The sequence below is a fragment of the Dyadobacter sp. UC 10 genome, assembly GCF_008369915.1.
Classification (GTDB): Bacteria; Bacteroidota; Bacteroidia; order Cytophagales; family Spirosomataceae; genus Dyadobacter.
The window spans coordinates 3,304,738-3,327,413 of the sequence record NZ_VSRN01000001.1; the positions used below are offsets into that span (position 1 = coordinate 3,304,738).

Here is a 22,676-nt window from a genome sequence, read left to right on the forward strand (position 1 = left end):
ATCAATAATTACTATTCTGGATCAAGGTACCATTACTCAAATCCACCTCGCGTTGCGGAAGCGGGAAATAGTAATGTTTTGGTTTGATGAAGTTACGCGGCGGCTTGCTCGGTCCGCGGTCGATTTTGTAATGTGCTGAAATATCGATCAAACCCGCTTTGTCCCAGCGCATCAGATCCTGGTGGCGCTCGTTTTCACCCGCCAATTCCACGCGCCTTTCGTGCATGATATGCTTCATCGTCGCATTCGTAATCGCTGCTAATCCCGCACGTTTTCTGACTGCATTCAACTCCGCGTCACCATTCGCACCTGACCGGATTTTCGCTTCGGCGGCCAGAAGGTATACATCCGCAGTTCTCAAAAACGGTGCATTCAGACTTTGGCTCATATCCCCGTTTTCAGCGAACTGCGTATATTTTTTGAACGCATAACCAGTTACGCGCGTCATATTTTTAGCAAAAACTTCTTCGCCCTGCGCATTGCGGTCCACTTTATCCCCCGGACTGAAAATGGAAGAAGACTTACGTGTATCGCCGGTTTCAAATTCTTTAACCAGATCCTCAATAGGCTCATGAAATCCCCAGCCACCGAATGCCTGTGGCGTGTGGTAAAACGTAGGGGAGTTGTCTGTCGTCCAGCCGGTTTCGTATTGCAGCGAGAATAGTATTTCAGGGTTGTTCTCGGTAGCCAGCTCGAAATTCTGGTTAAATCCGGTCGCCAGTTTATAGGCTGCATTGGAAGTTACCTTTGTGCTTGCTTCGATCGCTTTGGCCCATTGTTCTTCGTAAAGATACAATTTGGCCAAAAAACCATTTGCAGAACCTTGCGTTACCCTGCCCGCTTCTGTGGCCGCGTGCGACACGGGAAGCAGAGAAGCCGCTTTCAAAAAGTCCGATTCAGCTTGCGCGCGTACTTCGGCCAGTGTGGATTTCGGTTTGTTGAAATTCAATGCCAATGCATCTTCTTCAAGCAAAATAGGTACTTCGCCGTAAATCAGTGAAAGTCTCCAGTATACAAAGCCGCGCAGGAAATACGCTTCACCCAAACTGCGGTTGCGCAAAGTTTCGTCCATTTCAACCTTTGGCGCATTGATCAAAACCGCATTGGCTCTTGAAATGACCTCATATTTCGTTTTCCATGTAGCGAGGATATGCGAGTTGGAAGCATCGAAAGTGAACATTTCGAGCGAAGTTTCATCCGAGTGATCACCGGCGCGGTTCATATCGTCCGAGCAATTATCGAAAGTATATTCGGTGTGCGCAAAACCGTCTTCATCAAGCAGCGGCGCGTAAACCGCATTCACGGCAGCGATTACATCGTCGCCATTCCGCCAGTATTGCTGGGAAGTGACCTGTCCGTAAGGTGTGGTTTCAAGCAGATCGTCGCAGCTTGTGAGCATGGCGAGCGCGATGTATGCAGATAGTATTGATATTTTTTTCATTGGTCTGAAAGTCTTCGGTGTAAATCTGAACGTTGGGTTTAGAAAGAAATCGTAGCGCCGATTGTCCACGTGCGGGCTTGCGGGTATTGTGCATAATCCACGTTCAGCTGGTTGTAAGATCCATTGCCGACGCTCCCCACATAGCCCAGTTCAGGATTGAGGCCCGAGTATTTGGTAAATGTCAGGATATTCTGGCCCGTCACGTAAACCCTCGCCTGCGACATTTTCAGTTTGCCGATCGCATCTTTTGGAATTGTATATCCCAGCGTTAGATTTTTCAATCGCAGGTAATCCCCTTTTTCAACAAAAAGATCAGATGGGCGGAAATTCCGGTTTGCATTATCAATACTCACGCGCGGTACCGTATTGCCGGTTCCGGCTCCATGCCACCTGTCATTTGCCTCTGCATATAGATTGAATGAATAGCTGGCGTCGAGTCCCTGCATTCTGTCTGCATTGAAAATCTTGGAACCACCAACCCCTACAAAAAACAGGTTCAGGTCAAATCCTTTCCAGTTGGCGCCTGCCGAAAATCCGTAGTTGACCTTTGGTTGCGGGCTTCCGATAATCGTCCGGTCGTCGTCGTCCACAATTCCGTCCCCATTCAGATCCTGAAACCTGACATCACCCGGCTTGATCAGCCCGTCGGTGCGGCGGGAATCGTTTGCGATATTGGCATCCGAATCAATTTCGCCCTGGCTCTGGTAAATACCATCGGTTTTGTAACCATAAAAGGTGCCGTAAGGATGGCCTTCATAAGTTCTTACGATTTCCTGCTGGCCGCGACCGTAAAGCTGCGTTGCCAGAAAACCTCCGGGAGTAGCAAGTCTGGTGATCCTGTTTCGGATAAAAGTCGCGTTACCGCTCAGATTAAAGGTGAAGTCGCCCACCGTGTGACGGTACGAAGCTTCCAGTTCCAAACCTTTATTTTGCAGCTGACCAATATTCTGGTCCGGGATTGTAGCCGACCCGATCGTGCCTATTGAAGGCGGTGCGAGCAGCATATCCTTGGTATTTTTGATAAAATAGTTGGCAGAGAAGAAGAGGCTGTTTTTAAAAAGCTCCATTTCAAGTCCGAAATTGCTCATTTCAGCAGTTTCCCAACCAATATGCAGGTTAGCCAATCTACTCTGCGCTGCACCTGAAACCTGGTTCTGTACTCCTCCGTTACCAAATGCATAACGGTACGTAGAGTTGATCAAAGCGAGATATTGCAGGGAAGCTACATTCTGGTTACCCAGTCTACCCCAGCCGCCGGTCAGCTTAAAGTTGCCGAACATCGGCAATGCATTTTTGAAAAAATCCTCTTCGGAAATTCGCCACCCTGCCGAAAATGCAGGGAAGTAGCCCCATTGATTTCCGGGAGCAAATTTGGAAGAGCCGTCGCTGCGAACTGTCGCAGTAAGCAAATACCGATCCTTGAACGAATAATTTACCCTCCCGAAAAACGAAGCCAATGCGTCGTAGCTCCTGCCGCCGTTTCCGCCATTACCCAGCGGTACTGCCACGATCGTTCCGGCATACTGCATGTATCGCAGCGAAGGATCTTCACTTGGAAAATCGCGGCCCCACTGGTTGGAGAAGATATCATTGAATGTCTGAGAGGTGTAGCCGCCTGTCAATCCAAGAGAATGTTGGCCAAAACGCTTATCGTACGAAAGAAAATATTCCTGCAAAAACGACCAGTTTTTATCGTTCCCTACACTTAGCTGGTTGTAAGAATTTGTCCGGAACTGATCGTTGATCTTTACATCAAAAGTGTGACTTTGTGAGAAAGTAGCGTCGGTAGCCAGGTTTGCGCGGAGTTTCAAGCCATCTGCAATTTCAATCTCACCAAAAACGCTGCCCAAAAAACGGTTACGCGCATTGTCTTTATCCTGCGTATCGATCGTGAAAACCGGGTTGTTAATATCCCCGAATGCTCCCAATCCTTGTGTCGAACCGTACGAACTGTCAGCGTTTCGAACCGGTAAGCCCGGATGAAAGCGTATTGCACTCCAGAGCAAACCAGTTTGCGAAGATTGCGTGTCGGGACCGGTATTGTGTGTATTTGTAAACTGGAAATTCTGTCCGATCTTAATTCTCGACCCTATTTTGTGATCCGAATTAATGCGGAATGTAAGCCGCTTGTAGCTCGATTTCCCGATGATCCCGGTTTCCTTGTAATAACCTCCTGAAATCGAAAAAGTGGAATATTTGCTACCTCCGCGGATCGAAGCGTCGTAATTCTGGGTAGAGCCTTGCTGCAAAATCTCGTCCTGCCAGTTGGTAAGCTGAGTTTGGTACTTTTCGTCTTTCCAAATCTCAGGAACAGGCAGGCCGTCGTTAGTATAAGCTTCCTGCTTTAACGTTGCCAGTTCGCGGGCAGTAAGTACGTCGAGTGTTTTAATGCGGTTCGACACACCTGCGTATCCATTAATAGTCACCGAAAGCGGATTGTCGAACTTGCCTCTTTTCGTAGTTACGATGATTACCCCGTTTGCTGCCCGCGTGCCATAAATCGCCGAAGCCGACGCATCTTTCAGGATTTCGATGGATTCGATATCGTTCGGGTTCACGTCATTCATTGTCCCTGATGGAATCCCGTCGATAACAACCAGCGGCGATGAATTGTTGACTGTACCGAACCCACGTATCTGAATGGAACCCGCATCGCCGGGTGCTCCTCCGTTTCTGACAACATTGACCCCCGCAGCTCTTCCCTGCAAAGCCTGCTGTGCACCGCCCGAGGGGAGGTTTTGAAAGTCGGCACCTTTAACAGACGAAACAGCTCCGGTAATATCTTTTTTCTCCTGTGTACCGTAGCCCACAACCACCACTTCCTTCAAGGCACTCACATCGGGAGCCAGCGATACATTGATCATTTCCTTATCCACAGCGATTTCCTGACTTACGTAGCCAATGAAAGAGAATTTCAAAGTCGCATTCTGATCCGGCACAGTGATCCTGTATTCACCATTTTCGTTGGTGGAAGTACCCTGCTGCGTTCCAATCAAAAGGATATTCACGCCCGGCAGTCCGTCGCCTTTTTCGTCGGTTACCTTTCCGGTAATAGTCCGGTCGGCCGCATTGGAGGAAATACTACTCGTTTCGCTCGAACCTGCCTTGTCGACCGGCTTTTTGCGAAGTAATATCCTCGAACTGCCTACTACCTCGTAGGAAACGTTGAGTGGCGTGAGCAGCTGATCAAGTACCTTACTTAGAGGGCCTTTTACTTCTTTCAAGGTCACATTCTGTAATTTCTGAATGCTCGATGTGCTATATACGAACTTCACGTCCGCCTGCTTTTCGATCATTTGCAGGACCTTTTTGATTTCAAGGGATTCTGTTTTGAGGAAAATTTCTTTATTGAGCAATTCCTGGCCATAAATGGAGTGCGCGAACGAAATGCCGCAGCATAAAACAGATATCAGCAGTTGTTTGGCCGTGATTTTCATGACGCTGTAAACAACCCGGTTGAGGGGTATTTTTTTATGCATAGTTATTAGAGGTTTATCTTTTTTAATCATTAACACATCCTGCTCCCTGAACGAAAAGCGCGGTACCGCGTCTTTCATAAGAAATGTTGGCCGACTTACAGATCAGGTCAAGTTGCTCGAATAAGGTCAATCCGTTCAAATCGCCGGTAAAGAGGCAGGAATCCGCCGTATCGTTTTCGAGTACAATATCAATTCCGTAAGATTTCTCGAGGGAGGCGAATACACTTTTTACCGGTACTTCGGAAAATGAAAATCCGTACTCCGTTTCGCTGACGGGGATAAGCAATGAAGGATTTTCAACAATTGAAAACTCCATTTTTCTGGATTTTTTGTTAAAAACAATCTTTTGGTTTGGGGTTAGAATTACACCGTTTTTGGTGCTGGATTGAGATTCGGTTCCTTCATACACCGAAACCCGTCCCGTTTTCACCCGGACTTCCACGGATGCAGATTTGTCGTAAGATTTGATATTAAAACTTGTTCCTAAAACCTTCGTTACCAGGTCTCCGGAATGCACGATAAATGGTTTGGCTATATTCTTTTTGATCTGAAAAAAAGCTTCTCCGTGCAGGTATACCTGCCTGTTTCTCTCTCCGAAATGACCCGGGTAGCTCAGGCTGCTGTTCTTTTTTAAAGTCACAATGCTGCCATCTTCGAGCGTTACTTTCTGCGGCTGATCTGATGTGTTTCTGTATTCCATTAAACCCTTTTCCGCGCTCAAATCTGCATTGGCCATCATTTGAGCCTGATCGTTTTTAACAAAAACCCCAATGCCGATCGCTATTAAGATGGTAGCCGCTGCGGCCAATAAAGGTATTAGCTTCAAAATGAGTGGCTTGCCGAATGCAGTTCTGAAAAGCTTTTTTTGAATGCGCTTCCCGATGATGTCTTTCTCATTTTCGAAAACCGCAGATTCGTCCATTGGATTGTTTTTGAAATATTCCAGGACAAAATCCTCCTCCTCCTGCGTGTGCTGGCCGGAAAGATATTTGTGAAGGGTCTGCTGAAAATCGTACTGGTTCATGGAAATACTTAATTATCGCTTTGGTAGATCGACAGATTATCTTTCAAAATCTTGAGCGATCTGGTAATATGGTATTCCACCGCCTTTTCTGAAATATGAAGCTCTTTGGCAATGCTCTTCACTGACTGATTTTCAAACCTGCTTAACTGAAAAACGCGGCTGGTTTTCTCCGGCAGTTTTTTCATAGCCTTGTCGATCGCCTCGGAGAGATCATTAAACTCGATCCTCTCTTCCGTCGTGGACATTTCCTGCATTTTGTTCAGCAGTACATATTCCTGATACTTCCGCCACGTAATTTTTGATTTTATGTGGTTGGTAATCAGGTACTTCATCGAAATGATCAGGTATGAGCTGAGATGTTTGATATTGCTCTCCGCACGCCTGTTCCACAAACTTTCGAACAAGTCGTGGACCAATTCTTCGGCTTCTTCCCTGGAGCCTGTCTGATGGTAGGCAATGCAAAACAGCTTATACCAATACCGATTATATACTTCCTCAAAAGCGCGCTTGCTGCTTTCAGAAAGCTGGATCACCAGGTGTTCATCGGTAAGTATTGGCTTCATCAAATGCCAGCGTAAAATGGATTACAAAGGTATGGTCAAACAACAGCGGATTATCCCTAAACTGTTTTACCATTTTTTTAATAATTTTTAAAAAGGACTTGTTTTCACCTTTTTTTGGTCGACTTAAAACTTATAGCTAATTTTGCCCGGCAAATAACAATCGTTTATTTGCTATGAGCACAGACCCATCCAAAGTCCTCTTCGAGGCCCTCACTTACGACGACGTTCTTCTAATACCAGGTTATTCAGAAATTCTTCCTCGCAACACAACAACAAAAACCAAGCTTACACGTAACATCGAACTGAACATTCCATTAGTTTCGGCAGCGATGGACACGGTTACCGAATTTGATCTGGCTATTGCAATGGCCCAGGAAGGCGGCATTGGAATAATCCATAAAAACATGAGCCTGGAAGCGCAGGCGGAGCAGGTAAGAAAGGTAAAACGGTCTGAAAGCGGCATGATCCTCGACCCGATCACGCTCAACGATACAGCTACCCTTGGCGATGCGCATCAGATTATGCGCGAGTTTAAAATCGGCGGTATTCCAGTCATTGACAAAGATCACAAGCTGATCGGTATCCTCACAAACCGCGATCTGCGTTTCGAAAGAGAAATGTCGAAACCGGTAACGGAGATCATGACGAAAGACAAGCTGATCACCGCCAGCGACGGTCTGTCACTCGACGACGCAGAGAAGATCCTGCAGGAATACAAAATCGAAAAGCTCCCTATCGTAGATTCAGAATATAGATTGACAGGTTTGATCACCTACAAAGATATCCTGAAACGCAAATCCCACCCGAATGCATGTAAAGACGAATACGGCCGCCTGCGTGTGGGTGCGGCAGTTGGAGTTACACCTGATCTTTTGAAAAGGGTGGAAGCATTGGTGAAAGCCGGTGTGGATGTGATCAGCCTTGATACTGCTCACGGACACTCAATGGGAGTGATCGAAGCACTGAAATCTGTGAAGGCGCAATTTCCCAAACTCGATGTGATCGCAGGAAATGTAGCCACAGGCGAAGGGGCAAAAGCATTGGCCGACGCAGGCGCAGATGCTGTGAAAGTAGGCGTAGGTCCTGGAAGTATCTGTACTACCCGTATCATCGCAGGTATCGGAGTTCCTCAACTGACCGCAGTAATGTGGGCAGCGGAAGCTCTGAAAGGCACCGACGTACCAGTGATCGCCGATGGTGGTATCCGTTTCTCAGGGGATATGACCAAGGCACTCGCTGGCGGTGCAAGCACGATCATGATCGGTTCTATGCTCGCAGGCAGTGACGAAGCGCCGGGCGAGATTGTGATTTACGAAGGCCGCAAATTCAAAGCATATCGCGGAATGGGTTCGGTGGAAGCAATGGAAGACGGTTCAAAAGATCGCTACTTCCAGGATGCCGAGGATGATGTGAAAAAGCTGGTTCCCGAAGGTATCGTAGGCCGCGTTCCATTCAAAGGCAAGGTTTCCGAGATCGTTTACCAAATGGTAGGAGGTTTAAAAGCCGGAATGGGTTACTGCGGAGCAGGTGATATTGCCGCTTTACAGAAAGCGCAGTTCGTAAAAATTACGTCAGCAGGTGTAAAAGAAAGCCACCCGCACGACATTATGATTCAGAAGGAAGCGCCGAATTATTCGAGAAGTTGAGTAGTGGCTAATAGCTTTTAGCCGTTAGCGTAACAAAAAATGCCTTGCAACATGCAAGGCATTTTTTGTTTGAAATTACAATTGCCCAACAGCTAAAAGCTAATAGCCAACAGCTAATAGTCCAAAACCATCACACCACTGTCGGCTTTGCGAATTTGCTCTTAAAATATCCGAAAATCATTGGCAATATTGAGAGTCCGATGATTGCAAAAATCACCAGTTCGAAGTTCTTCTTAACGATTTCCATATTGCCGAAAAAGAAGCCGAGAAGTGTTAATGCGGGCACCCACAGCAAGGCGCCGAGGACGCAGTAAATGATGTATTTGGAATAATTCATACTTCCTGCTCCGGCTACAAAAGGAGCTACGGTGCGCACGATTGGAATGAAACGCGCCATGATAACAGTGCTTCCACCGTGTTTTTCATAGAAAGCCTCCGTTTTTTCAAGGTACTCTCTTTTCAGAAAAAGGATCCTTTCTCTTTTCTTGATTTCCCCTCCCAATTTTTTACCGACAAAATAATTGAGGTTATCACCCAATAACGCGGCAATGATCAGAAGAATGATGATCAGCCAGACATTGAGTCCGGTGCTTTCATTGGCTGCTATCGCACCAGCTGCGAATAAAAGCGAATCACCTGGAAGCAACGGCATGATTACCAGACCGGTTTCAGTAAATACGATCAAAAAAAGAATGAGGTAGGTAAGCGTTCCGTACTCCTGAACAATGTCGAATAAATGCTTGTCCAGATGGAGAAAGATATCAATAAACTGCCTTAGAAATTCCATAGCTAATATTAGGTGAGTGATAATGCGTATTTATGATTTGGAGTCGATCTTCCATTTTTGCTTGGTCTTTGCATTCAGGAAGTGGTTAAATGTATCTCCGCGAAGACCAAGGCGGATCGTTTCTAGCGGAATCAGTTCACTTGGCGCGATATTGCCAAGATTCACATTGGCGCCCAGCAATTTTACAAACCAAACCTGTTGTGATTTTTGAGGGGCTTCCCAAAGCATGTCTTCAAAAGCAATTTCCGTCAGGATTTCCTCAACCAGTCCCTGGCGAACTTCTCCGCTCGCACGGAACAAGCCCACATTACCCGATTCACGGGCTTCGCCGATCACTTTCCAGGCGCCAGCCTGCAATTCGGATTTGATCAGCTGGATCCATTTGTAAGGAGGAATGATTTTGTTTTCGTCCTTGGAACCTACTTCGGATAGAACGGTCACCTGCTTGGCAAGTGTACTGATATATTCGCATTTAACGTCCTGGTTCATTTCAATGGAACCGTCGGAAACTTCGGCGTATTTCAGGTCATATTTGTCGAGCAGCTTGCGGTAATCGTCAAATTGGTTTCTTACAACAAATGCCTCGAAGAGTGTGCCGCCGAAATAAACAGGTATGTTGGCGTTTTTGTAGACTGCCAGTTTTTCGTTGAGATTCGGACTGACGTAAGAGGTAGCCCAGCCCAGCTTTACGATATCAATATAAGGGGAGGAAGTTGATAACATATCCTCTGTCTCTCTGATACTAAGCCCTTTATCCATTACCATGGTCAATCCCTTTTGACGGGGTTTTTGGGAACGGTCGGGGACCTGCGATAACGTAAAATTCATATATGAGTATGCTTTTATCTCTGGCAAAAACTGCGGTAAAGGTAGTAATAACCTTCAAAACATAGCAATTAAATCCACAATAATGACTTGGATTCATAGATATTTCTACGATAATTACTATTTTTCGACTGACGCTCCCTGCGTTTTTTTCACCAGTATTTTATCATGACAGACTCAACCAAACCAAGTATTGACGGAGAAAACAATCGGCTTGCCCAGCTTCAGGCGTACATTGGAAAGCCGGCCAGTGAAAGCAAGTCGCCGGTTGGGCGATGGCTTAACGGAACGCTGATCGACGTCCGCGAGGGAAGTATGGAAGTCGAATTTACAGTCCGCGAAGACATGACAAATCCGATGGGCGGGTTACACGGGGGTATCGCTGCGACGATCCTCGATGAAGTAGTCGGGACGATGGTGTATGCATTAGGTCGCGAATTCGCATTTGTTTCGGTAAACCTGAATTGCGATTTCCTGCATGGAGCCAAAGTGGGTGATGTAATTACTGCCAAATCCTGGGTGGTCAGGTCGGGTAAAAATATCATTCATGTCGAGGGTAAGATCGTCGATACAGAAGGTAAAATTATCGCGAAATGCAGTAGCAATATGATCCAGACCAACTTTCGGATCCCTTTCTGATTACAGGTAACCCTGCGCCTGGATATTAAACAGTTCGGCATACTTTCCATCCCGGGCAAGCAGCTCATCGTGAGAGCCAGATTCGATTAATTTGCCTTTCTCCAGAAATAATATCCGATCGGCCATTCTTACGGTAGAAAAACGGTGTGAAATGAGCACAGCCATTTTTCCTTCTATCAGATTAGTAAATCGTTTAAAAACCTCATGTTCCGCCCGCGCATCGAGGGCCGAGGTAGGCTCATCCAAAACGATGATCTGGGCGTCGCGCATGTAGGCCCTCGCCAGTGCGATCTTTTGCCACTGGCCACCCGAAAGTTCCGTACCATCTTTGAATCGTTTTCCAAGGACCTGCTCATAATGATTCGGTAGCCGGTCGATCAGCTCGTGCGCCATACTTTTATTTGCGGCACTTTGAATGGCAGTTTTATCGTCAATATGCGCAATATCGCCGACTGCAATATTGTCCGCAACAGTCATTTCGTACCGGATATAATCCTGAAAAATGATGCCGATATTAGCCCGAAGATCGGCCAGCTGGTAATCCTGCAAATCCACGCCATCGATCAGGATGCGGCCTTCGGTAGGTTTGTACAGCGAAGCCAGCAGTTTGACCAAAGTTGTTTTTCCTGCTCCGTTTTCACCTACTAATGCCAGTTTTTCACCTGGTTGAATAAAAAAGGAAAGATTACGTAATGCCCAGAAATCGTTGTCAGGATATTTAAAACCGACATTTTCAAATGCAATCCCCTTTTTGATCGGCTGCGGAATAGTTGCTCCGTTTTCATTGGCAGGTATTGTGGGTTGTATTTCAAAAAAATCAAAAAGATCCTGCAAGTACAATGCATTCTCGGCTATGCTCGAAAACCGGCTCATGATATTTTGCAACATCGCATGCATTCTCTGGAATGAACCTGAAAGGAATGTCATCGTACCAATCGTGATCATGCCGCTGAGCGTCTGCGCGAGTACAAAAATGTAGGCGCCATAGTAAGCCAGAGTCCCTATTGCTGAAAGTAAATAACCCCAGCCGGCACGTGCGACCGCAATTTTTTTGTTTGCAAGAAAGTATTTGTCGGAAAGTGATTTAAACTGGCTGGCAAGATAATTTTCCAGCCCGAAAACCTTCACTTCTTTTGCCGTTTCAGCGCTCGATCCGAGATACCGCAGATAATCCAGCTCGCGCCGCTCCGGTGTCCAGCTCCGCGTGAGCGAATAGGTTTTTTCATTGAAATGTGTTTCGCCAATAAAAGAAGGAATCACCGCGACGATCAAAATCAATATCAGCCAGGGATTGAAAATCACCAACCCTGCGCCCAGTGAGAGCAAAGTGAGCATATCCTGCATTTGAGCGAGTGTTTGCGAAAGCAGCACAGTTCGTCCCGACGTTTGCCGCCGGGCACGTTCCAGTTTATCGTAAAAAACCGGATTTTCAAATTGATACAGGTCGAGCCGGGCGGCGTGATGTACCAGGTCGACGGAAGTTTTGTTGGCCACCAGATCTCCCAGCAGGCTATCAAAAAGGCTGATGCAGCGATTGAGAAGGTCGGAAATAATCGTTAATGCCAGCTCAGCGCCGACCAGCAGCCAGAGGTATTGATGCGAGCTGTCGCGGTGATCGATCAGAAAAACGACCTGATCAATGATTTCCTTCCCTATGTATAAGATCAGCAGCGGAAGTGCCGATTTCAATAGCCGGAACGTAACATTTCCGATCGTGAGCAGTTTGTTGGTTTGCCAAACCAGCCGGAAAAATCTGGGCAGGTTTTGCAGTGCGGAGAACCGCTTTTTGAAAGATTGATTATTTGCGGAAGTTGGATGATCAGGACGCGGTCCGCGGGGTTTGCTCAATGATGCAATTTTTAGTTAACGTTTTGATTAACATTTTAATACTGAAAAAGTTCTCTGGTCAAACTGCATTCGGAAGCGGAGTAATCTACGCTAAAAAGAGCCCGTGAAGGTTGCTTTGCCTATCTTTGTTTTATGGAAAAACACTTTGAATCGCTTCCAAAAGAGCGCCAGGACCAACTCATGGCGTTTGATCGCTTGCTGACTATTATGGACGAGCTGCGGGAAAAATGTCCCTGGGACCGGAAGCAAACCCTCGAAAGTCTGCGGCATTTGACAATAGAGGAAACTTACGAACTTTCCGATGCGATCCTGGAAAACGACCTGCCGGAGATCCGGAAGGAATTGGGCGATATCATGCTGCACCTTGTGTTTTATGCCAAAATTGCCTCTGAGCCTGATCCCGAAAAGAGCTATCAATTTGATATACAGGATGTTTTAAATGGAATTTGTGATAAACTCATTTCCCGGCATCCACATATTTACGGAGATACCGTCGCTGATTCGGAAGAAGCTGTGAAACAGAATTGGGAGAAATTGAAATTGAAAGAAGGGAATAAATCGGTATTGTCGGGCGTGCCAGGTTCCTTGCCTGCGTTGGTAAAAGCAATGCGTATCCAGGAAAAAGCAAGAGGCGCAGGTTTTGATTGGGACGAGAAGCAGCAGGTCTGGGAAAAGGTGCAGGAAGAACTGGAAGAATTCAAGCAGCATTTTGATATTGAAACAGGCCAGGCGATCGATCAGAAAGAAGCGGAAGGGGAGTTTGGCGACCTTTTGTTTTCGTTGGTAAACTATTCAAGGTTCGTTGACATCAACCCGGAAACCGCACTTGAAAGAACAAACAAAAAATTCATCCGCCGCTTCCAATACCTGGAAGAAGCTTCCAAAGCCGACGGAAAATCGCTGGCGGACATGACGCTTTCTGAAATGGATGCATATTGGAATAAAGCCAAAAAATTGGGGGTATGACCCGCAAATAAATACCCCTTTTTGGGGGATTGCGAAAAATGCTTTTAAGGGAGATATTGCCGGCGTTTTGTCAGGTCACACTTTAATAGCACGCACGAATATGTTTATTGAACAAAGAATTGATCAATTGGAGAATATATGTGTTGAACATGGAAAGCAGATTGAAATGATAGCAACAGGATTAGCCTCACTGACGACACTGGTACAAACGGGCTTTGCGGATGTTCAGGAGAAATTAGTTGTGATCACCAATCAACTCGATGATCATGATATCAGGTTTGACAGGCTGGAAACGAAAGTCGACCGGTTGGAAGTCGGGTTTGATAAATTGGAGGATAAGGTCGAACGCCTGGTAGTTCGTATTGACAGAATCGAAGTGCGGTTGGATAAGCTTGAAGGTCGATTAGAGAAGGTTGAAGGGCGATTAGAAAGGCTTGAAGGGCAGTTGGAAAAGCTTGAAGAGCGGTTGGAAAAGGTTGAGGCGCGGCTCGATAATCTGGAATTGAGAATGGATCAGCGATTTGATGAGATGAATCATCAATTTCAGGAGCTGGTTGCGCTGATAAAAAGTAGATAATAGATAATGTCATCACACCATATTGTACGCGAAAAGCAGGAGCCGGCGCTGATCATCGCCAATGGAGAGGCTTGCAGTGAAGAGTTACTGGGGCAGCTGCTGGAATGGAGCCCGTTCATCGTCGTGCTTGACAATGCCATCTACCGCGTGCTCGAACTGGGTATTAAAGTTGATGTTTGGTTGGGTGATTTTGATGATCCGCATGATTTTGAAGCAATCCTTGCCCGGCAACAACCGCTTGAAATAGTCAACACGCCAGATACCGAGAAAACAGACCTTGAAAAGGGGATTGATTTTCTGATAGGAAGGGGTTTTCCGGCTGCAAATATCGTGTGGGCAACCGGCCGTCGCGCTGATCACGCAGTTACGAATATCACTAATCTTGTTCGCTATAAAGACAAGATCAGGCTGGTAATGTTTGATGATTATTCTAAAATATTCCCGCTTACCGGGACTTTTGAAAAATGGTACGCCGCCGGCACGCCGATTTCTTTGATCCCAATCGGAGCCGTGGATGGTATTGAAACTTCCGGGCTGAAATACAATTTAAACAACGAAACCCTGACCTTAGGCCACCGCACAGGCAACAGCAACGAGGCCGAAGCGGATGGGATGGTCAGGATTTCCGCCCAAAAAGGGGATATGCTGATTATGGAATGCTGGGACTAGGAAGTCTTGCTTTCTTTGGCTTCTACGTAAAAGTTTGGGTCAACGGTCAGTCTCTTCTCAGACTTTGCCTTGATCGTTTTCCAGTCGGTTGTCGGGTAAATAAATTCTTCTTTTCCGGAGCCCACCTGCACTTTTACCGGCATTTCAAAACCTGCTACTACGTTCGTCCAGCGGTATTGCAGGCCTTTTCCTCCAAAACTGTATTCAAGAACCGGAATGCGCGTATCGCGGAGATATTGGTCAAATACCTTGCTTAAATCCGTTCCGGATTCTTTGCTTACATATTCTTCAATCTGCGAGCCATCGACAGTCTGGTGATAAAAAGTCTTATTCAACCCACGCAGAATCTGCCTCCATTTTTCATCATCATTCACTACCTGGCGAATGGTATGCAGCATATTCCCACCTTTGTAATACATATCTTTCGAACCTTCGTGGTTCACGCCGTAAATTCCGACGATCGGCGCTTTATTTTCGATCAGTTTTCTGGTTCCTATCACATATTCAGAACCCGCTTTTTTGCCGAAGTAATACTCTGTATACAGGTTTTCGGAATAGTTTGTGAAACTCTCGTGAACCCACATATCAGCCACATCTTTGTAGGTAATATTATTTGCAAACCACTCGTGACCGCTTTCGTGAATGATAATAAAGTCCCATTTCAAACCCCAGCCGGTGTTGGACAAATCGCGCCCCCGGTAGCCCATTTTGTAATCATTTCCATACGTCACCGAACTTTGGTGTTCCATGCCGAGGTAAGGGACTTCCACGAGTTTGTAACCATCTTCATAAAAAGGATAGGGCCCAAACCAATGCTCAAAAGCTTTCAGCATCATCGGTACCTGTTTAAATTGCTCTTTCGCCTTATCCAGGTTTTTTGGCAAAACGTAATAGCTAAGAGGCAAATCGCCTTTTTCGCCCTTGTAAGTCTCGTTCCAGCTCACATAATTCGCCACATTCATATTCACGCCGTAATTATTGATCGGGTTTTTTACTACCCAATTGAAAGTGTGCGTGTTATCATCATTTTTAACCACGGAAAGCAGCTTTCCATTTGAAATGTCGGTCATTTTTTGAGGGACAGTGATGCTGATCTGCATGCTGTCGGGCTCATCGTACATATGGTCTTTGCAAGGCCACCACACGCTGGAACCCAGTCCCTGGCAGGAGGTTGAAATAATCGTATTCCCTTGACCATCAGGTATCCATTGTACGCCACCGTCCCAGGGCGGGTTCTTGGCCAGCCGCGGTTTTCCTGAATAGAATACCTCGATACTTTCTGTTTTTCCAGTTTCCTGCTTCTTTTTCAGATCGATAAAAAAGGCATTACCGTCGCGCTTGAATTCAAGCGATTCGCCATCCTGGATTACCTTACTGATCAGCAGGGGCTGCTGTAAATCTACCTGGATGCGCTGATTCGGTTGTAATACTTTGTAAATGATCATAGTACTGCCGGTCAGTGTGCTGTCCTGTGCATTTGGTTTGACTTTTAGGTGATAGTAAGTCAGATCCCACCAGGCGCGCTCGGGTGTAATGGAGCCGCGCAGCGTATCGGCGCGGGTGAATTTATGCTCTTGTGCAAAGCCGGATATTGAAATAGCTGACAAAAGTGCACAGAAGACAAATTGGCGTAGGTTCATTTGTATATTTTAAAAATTGCAGCTACTTATTGAGGATTTCCATATCGTTTAGCTCAGGCCCGCCGCCACGATTGGCCGAACCTGCTGCGATGTATATCTTCTTGTTCAGGGAAACAGCCTGGGTGCCGTGGCGACCCTGGTGCAGGGAGGGTAATTTCTCCCATTTATTTGTCTGAGGATCAAAGGCTTCTACTTCGTTGTGCGCTTCCACATGTGCGTCACTTTCTCCGCCGATCACCAGGATTTTGTTGTCGAAAGTTACCGTAGTATTGCCGGCACGTAAAGTAGGAAGGTTGTTCTCTGCCGGCAGCGTAGTCCATTTGCCGGTTTTGAAATCAAAAACGTCAACCTCTTTAATAACTGTATTCAGCACCTGGTTAATACGCGCAGTGGAAAGCCGGCCGCCTGCTACATACAATTTATTGTTCAAAACAGCCACTTGCACGTGATCTCTCGGTCGAGGTGCGTCGGGCAGCGTCTTCCAGGTTTCAGTTGCCGGGTCAAATTCGTCGAACCATGTTACCTGCCCGTCCCAGTGACCATCCTGAATCCCGCAAACCAGGTAAATCTTGTCGTTCATCACAAACGCACCAGCCGCGCCCCTTCTGCGGTTTTCCGGAATTGCAGCACCTTTGCGCCACTCATTTTTGATGGGGTTGAAGATGTAAATATCAGGAATGGGTATTTCGTGCGGGTAGCCGCCTGTGAACGCACCCAGTACATAAATTTCATTTTTATAAGTAACCGCCTGGAAATGGCTCATCTCGAGCGGCGTTTGAGCAAGACTTGTCCATGAATCCTTTTTAAAATCATATTCATCCACCGGTTTCAGCCCACGACCACCAAGCAGGTAAAGCTTTCCATTTGCAGTGGCCATTGCATTTTCATGCCGTTTTTCTGGAAGATTTTCGGGTTCCGAAACCTTCCACATCTGCGCTGAAGCGGTTATCAGCAGCAGGTTGAAAAGCAGGAGAGGGATCGTAAATTTGTGATATTTTGCCATGATTTTCGTGTATAAATGAGGGCTGGCGAACGAATCATTTTCGATGGAAAACATCATCAAGATACAATTATATTTTTTAAAACCGAAAGACCAGTGGCTAGCTGGTCTTTCGGTTAATTTAGGTCAAAAAGTGATCAATTTTTACTACTTATTTCCAGAGCCGGGCTTTCAAATCCAAGCTTTTTAAGGCCGGTTTGAACGTCCGGATCTTTCATAAAGAGTTTCCAAAGCAGGCCGGTACGGTAATTCTCAATCATCACGATGATCGGCCCCTGGTCAATCGCCAGGTGTGATTTTGCGTACCAGTTCTGCGATTCGTTGAATGCATCTACGAAGCCATATTCACTCCAAATTTTATCTCCCAGATCGTCGTAAAAATGACGCAATGCTTTCATGGATTCTTTGGGTGTGTAGGGAAAGGAAGAAAGCGCTGCCGTGGGCGTGATCGTGCCAAAATCATTTGTCGGGGAATGGGCATTGTAACCGTTGTATGTATCACTCGCGGTCAGTCCCCAGCTATTTTCACCGTAACCCTTAAACTTGCCCGGATTTTCTACGCAATGCTTATAGTTGATCAAAGTGTGATTGACATTTTGTTCCCAATAATCAGCGTACTGGTCTTTCAGCTTGCGTGGGTCAAGCCCTAAAAATGAATAATGCGCGAAAAAAAGCGGACCGCCATACTCGAAGCCAAGCGGCAATTTGATTCCGTGATACTCTTTGCCATTCTTGAAATGGTCACTTTGTGCCCAGCATTTATGATAAACCTGCGAAGTAATAGGGTAGCGTGGAGAGGCGGCCGCCATAATGTAGGTAATCAGGGTTTCATTATATCCTCTCAGCTCAAAATTCATTGCCCAGCCATTATTTGGGCTCCAATGCCAATAAAGCTGATTAGGGTTTCCCCTGGTGTACCAATCCCACTCTGCTTCACTCCATATCCATTGGATCCGGTTGCGTAAATCTCTTTCCAGGTCATTGTCCCGGTCGAAATACTGACGTGCGGCCAGTAATCCCTGAAAAAGAAAAGAGGATTCTACCAGATCACCGCCATCGTCTTTTCTGCCAAAAGGCACGATCTTCCCGGTAGCGCCATTGAGCCAATGGGGGAATATCCCATGGTAGTGATCTGCCTTGGATAGGAATTTCACCATTTTCAGCAAACGCGCAGCGACGGAATCGCGCGGCTGCCATTTTCTTTCGGCTGCCACGATCATCGCCATAATTCCAAAGCCGGTTCCGCCTGTGGTAACGACTTCGTCGCCGTAGTCAAAAGCAATATTGCTCCGCTCGCGTGACATGCCGCTGACCGGGTGGCCAAACTCCCAGAAGTAGCGAAAGGTCTGTTTTTGAACCAGTTCTAATAGTGCAGTATCCGAAAGGTTTTTAGGCCTTTCAGCGGCATTAAAGGCTGCCGGTTTTGTGGTGGTAGCAGACTTTTTCTTCTGTGCATGGCTGTCCACTTTCGCGAACAGCAGTAATATTCCAAGGATGTAATAGAAGGAAATCTTCATGATTGAGTTTTTAGATAACACTTAATTGATGTTAGGACTTGAAAATCCCAGTTTTTTCAGGCCTGTCTTCACTTCCGGGGCGCTCATGAAAAGTTTCCAGGGCAATTCGCTGCGATGGTTTTCGATCATGATCACGATCGGCCCCTGGTCGATAGCGAGGTAGGAGTCTGCAAACCATAGCTGATCCAGCGAGAATGCATCATGAAACCCGTATTGGCCCCAGATTTTATCTCCAAGCTTGTAATAGAAAAATCTGAGGGCCTTCATCGACTCGGCAGGCGTATAAGGAAATGCTGACAATGCAGCAGTCGGCGTGATAACACCTTTGTCGTTGGTAGGGGAATTTGCATTGTACCCGTTCGGAATGTCGCTTGCGGTAAGTCCCCAGCACTGGTCGCTATATCCGTTAAATTGCTGTGGATTAGCAATGCAGTAATTATAGTTGATTAATGAATGGTTTTTGTTTTGAGTGAAATAGTTAGTGTACTGGTCAGCGAGGCCTGTCGGATTGAGTCCAAGAAAAGAGTAGTGCGAAAAAAACAGCGGACCGCCATAAGCTTCGCCCAGTGGCAGGTTAATATGATGGTAGCTATTCCCATTCTTCAAATCTCCCGATCTGGCCCAGCCATTGTCGTAAACGGCTTTTGAAATACCATGTGTCGGAGAGGAGGCGGCGAGCGCGTAAGTGATCAGACATTCATTCCAGCCCCGGATCTGGTGGTTCATTTCCCAGCCAAAATTGGGGCTCCAATGCCAGTACAGCACATTCTCGTTACTTTTTTGAAACCAATCCCATTCAACACCTTCCCAGATCGCATTGATATCAGCACGCAAAGCAGTTTCGACAGTTGTATTTGCATTAAAATACTGGCGTGCAGTGAGTAGCCCTTGTACCAGAAAAGCGGTTTCAACCAGATCTGCGCCATTATCTTTTTCACTGAACGGGACAACTGCACCAGTTGCGCCGTTTAACCAATGCGGGAATGCACCGTGAAATTTTTGTGCGTTGGTTTTCAGGAAAGCGGCAATTTTTTGCATTCGTTCGGCTCCCTGGACGCGGGTAATGAATTTCCTTTCTATCGCAACAGGTATTGTCATAATCCCGAAACCACTTCCACCACTGGTCACGACGTCGCCCGAGGTGTTACGTTCCCGGGCCAGCCCGCTGACCGGGTGGGCAAAATCCCAGAAGTATTTAAAAGTTTGCTGTTGAACCAGAGTTAGCAGTGCTTCGTCCGACAGAACGGGAAACTTATCGGTGCTGTCCAGTTGCGTGGTCAGGTTCACAGCCACCGCATTCAGCAGGGTGCCATTGGTTTTCGACGTCAATGCCTTTGTTGCCGAAACCGTGTACGCATTTAAATATTCCAGATCAGAAGCCGGCACTACCAGAACCGAGCTGTCACCGTTTTCCAATGTAGCAGAAAAAGGTATTTTCTCACCCGCCTGACTGGTAAAGGTGATTCCTTCTGTGAGGGAGGTATTGTTAATGGTGGTTGAAAACGTGAACCTGATATCTGGTTTCAGGTTCACGTTTTTGTAATTAAAACCTGAGAAGGAGTTGTTGACTTTCAGGCTGTTGAATTCGAAGGAGGAGGGAATTACAGGTTTTTCAGGCCCGGGTTCACTTTCTGTTTTACAGGAGATCCCGAGCCATAGTAACAATCCGATCAGTATCAGGTTTTTAAAATGCATTTATTTTCCTCTTGATTCCAGTTTGACCAGCGCGTCTATTTCATTGTCTTTCAAAGCGACATTATAGATACGCACTTCATCCAGTGAGCCTGTGAGGTAACTAGCCCAGGGTTCTCCTTTGGAAGCGGTGGTCAGACTTGGTGAAGTTTGAAACTGAACTGTTCCGAAAACCATTTTGCCCGGATTTTTCCATTTAAGATTGCCAAATTTGGCAACCGTGGCAGTAGCGGTTTTGGAACCATTGACGTAAATAGAAAAAGTAGAGGAGGGGGCATCGTAAGACAGCGAAAGATGCGTCCAGGAGTTGTAAAGGTTGACAATCCCTTCTTTGGAAACCCAGGTATCTATGGTGTCATTCTGAATATGTGCCTTGAAGATACCGTCATTACCTGTGCCTCCATTTTCAAAGAAAGTGTCAATGTTTCCCCAAAATCCATCCTTTTTAGAAAGTCCAACCAAACCGATAACACCTCCCGCAGCAGTAGTGGAAGGGCTGTTGACCCAATAGGTCATGGTAAAGCTTTGCAGCCCCAGAATCGCTGTTGTAGGTTCAAAAAGCACGTAACCGTTTTTCGCTCCACGCATGGCCTGGCCTTTCAGACCATTCGCAAAAGCAGTACCGGTATTGACGCCCGCTGTTTTCGAAACGGCATCGGAATAATCACCATCAAATGGGAAGTAAGCGACGAGGTTTGTAGCTGCTATCTCCGCCGAGCTTGTGAACCCGCCGATGGAAACAGCAGGCGCATAACTCTCAGGGTCAAATTTTTCGTAGCACGAAGACATTCCGGTAACCAGCAGGGTGCCGATTATCAAGTTCAGTTTACTTCTAAAAGTTTTCATCGATAGAATTGGCGTTTACGATTAATATCCTGGATTTTGGGTCAATGTACCTCCACTGAGATCTATCTCTGTCTGCGGAACCGGCCATACTTCATTTTTATTCGCTGTCCAGCCTTTCGGTCCGAAGATCTCGGCTGCTCTTCCCTGGCGGATCACATCGAAATACCGGTCAAATTCCATCGCCAGCTCAACGTGCCGCTCGTGCCAGATTGCGTTGCGCAAGGCTGTTTTCTCCGTTAATGTAACCTTTGGGAGAACATTTTTCAACGTGCCCCTGGCCCGCGCACGCACCAATTCGAGCGAAGCAAGCGCCTGAGTGGCATTACCGAGTTCATTGGCCGCCTCGGCATTCATCAGCAAAACCTCTGCATACCGGATTACTCTGACGTTCTGCTGCGCTCCTTCGTTAAAGCCATTTACGAACATACTCAATGGAACATAGGACTTCTGGTTGTACATTGGATTATCGCCTACTGCCGGGATCGCATCGCCGGAAGGAGTGGTTTCACCGCGGAAAATGATCGTAGCATCTCTTCTAGGATCTCCTGTCTCGAATGCATCAGCCAACGCTTTTGTAGGAACATTAAAACCCCAACCTCCGCCTACAACGCCGCGCACACCCTGAACCTGAGAATACTGGGAGTTGGAGGCATCTTTATTCGACTGGATCAGTTCATTCTGGATTTCGAAAATAGACTCGGTTGAATTTTCATTCGGAACACGGAAAAGTGCTTCGTACTGGGGAAAAAGCTTGTATTGGCCTGAGGAAATCACCTGACTGGTCAGGTCAAAAACCTGCTGCCATTTCGCCTGGTACATCGCCACTTTTGCATGAAGCGAAAGTGCGGCGCCTTTGGTAACACGACCGAGATCGGCGGCGCCGTAACTTTGCGGCAACACCGCAGCCGCCTCAGCCAGATCCTGCTCAATAGCAGCATAAACTTCTGCTTTTGGTGTGCGTGGAATGTTATATTCGGTCGCATCCTTTGGTACTGCCATCCGAAGGGGAACATCGCCAAACGCACGGACTAATCTGAAATGTGAATATGCCCGGACAAACTTCGCTTCTGCGATATACCTCGCTTTGAGCGTTTCATCCATCGCGATAGCAGGAATATTTCCAATTACCTGGTTGGCATAATTGATATTCTGATACTGACCTTGCCAGAAGCCGCCCAGCTGCCCGTCGGTAGACCCTATTTTGAATGTATCATAGTCATTGAAAAAAGGTGCATCAGAGGCTATACTGCCTTTCTCGGCATCGTCCGAACCTATACTTTCGACTGCAATTGGTGCAAATGCAGTATTGTTCCAGCTTCTCAGGTTCGCATACATTGCATTCACTGCTTTTGTAGCATCCCCTTCATTTTGCCAGAAAATGGTACCCGCCTGCTTACCCTGAGGGTCGGTGTCCAGGAAGCTTTCATCGCAGGCAGAAGGTATAATCAGCAAGCCCGCGAGCCCGAGGTACAGACTGGTTTTGCGAATATTGTTCTTAAAATTTATAGTCTTCATGT

At 46.6% G+C, this 22,676-nt stretch carries 18 protein-coding genes; 5 read left to right on the forward strand and 13 right to left on the reverse strand.

Annotation, left to right across the window (positions count from 1 at the left end; genetic code table 11):
* Position 1 precedes the first annotated feature (1 nt).
* Genes FXO21_RS13735 through FXO21_RS13750 form a run of 4 tightly spaced genes read right to left on the reverse strand, consistent with a single transcriptional unit; the run spans position 2 to position 6,507 of the window.
* Positions 2-1,441, reverse strand: coding sequence for a RagB/SusD family nutrient uptake outer membrane protein (locus FXO21_RS13735; RefSeq protein ID WP_149640602.1), 1,440 nt, complete (start codon positions 1,439-1,441; stop codon positions 2-4).
* A gap of 38 nt (positions 1,442-1,479) precedes the next feature.
* Complete coding sequence (locus FXO21_RS13740) at positions 1,480-4,920, reverse strand: TonB-dependent receptor (protein ID WP_149640603.1); 3,441 nt, start codon at positions 4,918-4,920, stop codon at positions 1,480-1,482.
* A 22-nt stretch (positions 4,921-4,942) separates the two neighbouring features.
* Positions 4,943-5,944, reverse strand: a complete 1,002-nt coding sequence (locus tag FXO21_RS13745) for a FecR family protein (protein ID WP_149640604.1) — start codon at positions 5,942-5,944, stop codon at positions 4,943-4,945.
* A gap of 8 nt (positions 5,945-5,952) precedes the next feature.
* On the reverse strand, positions 5,953-6,507 hold the full coding sequence (locus tag FXO21_RS13750; RefSeq protein WP_149640605.1) for an RNA polymerase sigma factor: 555 nt from the start codon (positions 6,505-6,507) through the stop codon (positions 5,953-5,955).
* A gap of 173 nt (positions 6,508-6,680) precedes the next feature.
* Between FXO21_RS13750 and guaB the strand changes: the two genes are divergently transcribed.
* The gene (gene guaB, locus FXO21_RS13755; protein ID WP_149640606.1) at positions 6,681-8,153 is read left to right on the forward strand and encodes an IMP dehydrogenase; all 1,473 of its coding nucleotides are present in this window, start codon (positions 6,681-6,683) and stop codon (positions 8,151-8,153) included.
* Positions 8,154-8,283: 130 nt separating this feature from the next.
* Here guaB and FXO21_RS13760 read toward each other — a convergent pair whose 3' ends face one another.
* Both FXO21_RS13760 and FXO21_RS13765 read right to left on the reverse strand, forming a co-directional pair.
* Positions 8,284-8,940, reverse strand: coding sequence for a DedA family protein (locus FXO21_RS13760; protein ID WP_149640607.1), 657 nt, complete (start codon positions 8,938-8,940; stop codon positions 8,284-8,286).
* 30 nt (positions 8,941-8,970) lie between these two features.
* Complete coding sequence (locus FXO21_RS13765; RefSeq protein ID WP_149640608.1) at positions 8,971-9,768, reverse strand: phosphosulfolactate synthase; 798 nt, start codon at positions 9,766-9,768, stop codon at positions 8,971-8,973.
* Positions 9,769-9,933: 165 nt separating this feature from the next.
* Here FXO21_RS13765 and FXO21_RS13770 point away from each other — a divergent pair, with 165 nt between their 5' ends.
* Positions 9,934-10,404, forward strand: coding sequence for a PaaI family thioesterase (locus tag FXO21_RS13770; protein WP_149640609.1), 471 nt, complete (start codon positions 9,934-9,936; stop codon positions 10,402-10,404).
* On the opposite strand, the gene FXO21_RS13775 is transcribed toward FXO21_RS13770, so the two are convergent.
* The gene (locus FXO21_RS13775) at positions 10,405-12,252 is read right to left on the reverse strand and encodes an ABC transporter ATP-binding protein (protein ID WP_149640610.1); all 1,848 of its coding nucleotides are present in this window, start codon (positions 12,250-12,252) and stop codon (positions 10,405-10,407) included.
* 132 nt (positions 12,253-12,384) lie between these two features.
* On the opposite strand from FXO21_RS13775, the gene mazG reads away from it, so the two are divergent.
* The 3 genes from mazG to FXO21_RS13790 are packed head-to-tail and all read left to right on the forward strand — an operon-like array spanning position 12,385 to position 14,464.
* A complete protein-coding gene (mazG, locus tag FXO21_RS13780; RefSeq protein WP_149640611.1) occupies positions 12,385-13,218 on the forward strand; it encodes a nucleoside triphosphate pyrophosphohydrolase in 834 nt (277 codons plus the stop codon).
* Positions 13,181-13,795 carry a hypothetical protein gene (locus tag FXO21_RS13785; RefSeq protein ID WP_149640612.1) on the forward strand — a complete coding sequence of 205 codons (615 nt, stop codon included), beginning with the start codon at positions 13,181-13,183 and terminating at the stop codon, positions 13,793-13,795. Before mazG ends, FXO21_RS13785 begins: the two co-directional genes overlap by 38 nt.
* Positions 13,796-13,801: 6 nt before the next feature.
* Positions 13,802-14,464, forward strand: coding sequence for a thiamine diphosphokinase (locus FXO21_RS13790; RefSeq protein WP_149640613.1), 663 nt, complete (start codon positions 13,802-13,804; stop codon positions 14,462-14,464).
* Here the strand turns inward: FXO21_RS13790 and FXO21_RS13795 are convergent.
* The 6 genes from FXO21_RS13795 to FXO21_RS13820 all read right to left on the reverse strand — a co-directional run bounded on the left by FXO21_RS13795 (position 14,461) and on the right by FXO21_RS13820 (position 22,674).
* Entirely contained in the window at positions 14,461-16,104 is a 1,644-nt protein-coding gene (locus FXO21_RS13795; RefSeq protein WP_149640614.1) for a M1 family metallopeptidase, read from the reverse strand. The genes FXO21_RS13790 and FXO21_RS13795 overlap by 4 nt on opposite strands.
* Positions 16,105-16,126: 22 nt before the next feature.
* Positions 16,127-17,107 carry a Kelch repeat-containing protein gene (locus tag FXO21_RS13800; RefSeq protein ID WP_225865679.1) on the reverse strand — a complete coding sequence of 327 codons (981 nt, stop codon included), beginning with the start codon at positions 17,105-17,107 and terminating at the stop codon, positions 16,127-16,129.
* Between the two features lie 134 nt (positions 17,108-17,241).
* Positions 17,242-18,621 carry a glucoamylase family protein gene (locus tag FXO21_RS13805; RefSeq protein WP_149640615.1) on the reverse strand — a complete coding sequence of 460 codons (1,380 nt, stop codon included), beginning with the start codon at positions 18,619-18,621 and terminating at the stop codon, positions 17,242-17,244.
* A gap of 21 nt (positions 18,622-18,642) precedes the next feature.
* Positions 18,643-20,316 carry a glucoamylase family protein gene (locus FXO21_RS13810; RefSeq protein ID WP_149640616.1) on the reverse strand — a complete coding sequence of 558 codons (1,674 nt, stop codon included), beginning with the start codon at positions 20,314-20,316 and terminating at the stop codon, positions 18,643-18,645.
* The gene (locus tag FXO21_RS13815) at positions 20,317-21,159 is read right to left on the reverse strand and encodes a LamG domain-containing protein (RefSeq protein WP_149640617.1); all 843 of its coding nucleotides are present in this window, start codon (positions 21,157-21,159) and stop codon (positions 20,317-20,319) included.
* A gap of 21 nt (positions 21,160-21,180) precedes the next feature.
* Complete coding sequence (locus FXO21_RS13820; protein ID WP_149640618.1) at positions 21,181-22,674, reverse strand: RagB/SusD family nutrient uptake outer membrane protein; 1,494 nt, start codon at positions 22,672-22,674, stop codon at positions 21,181-21,183.
* Positions 22,675-22,676: the final 2 nt, after the last annotated feature.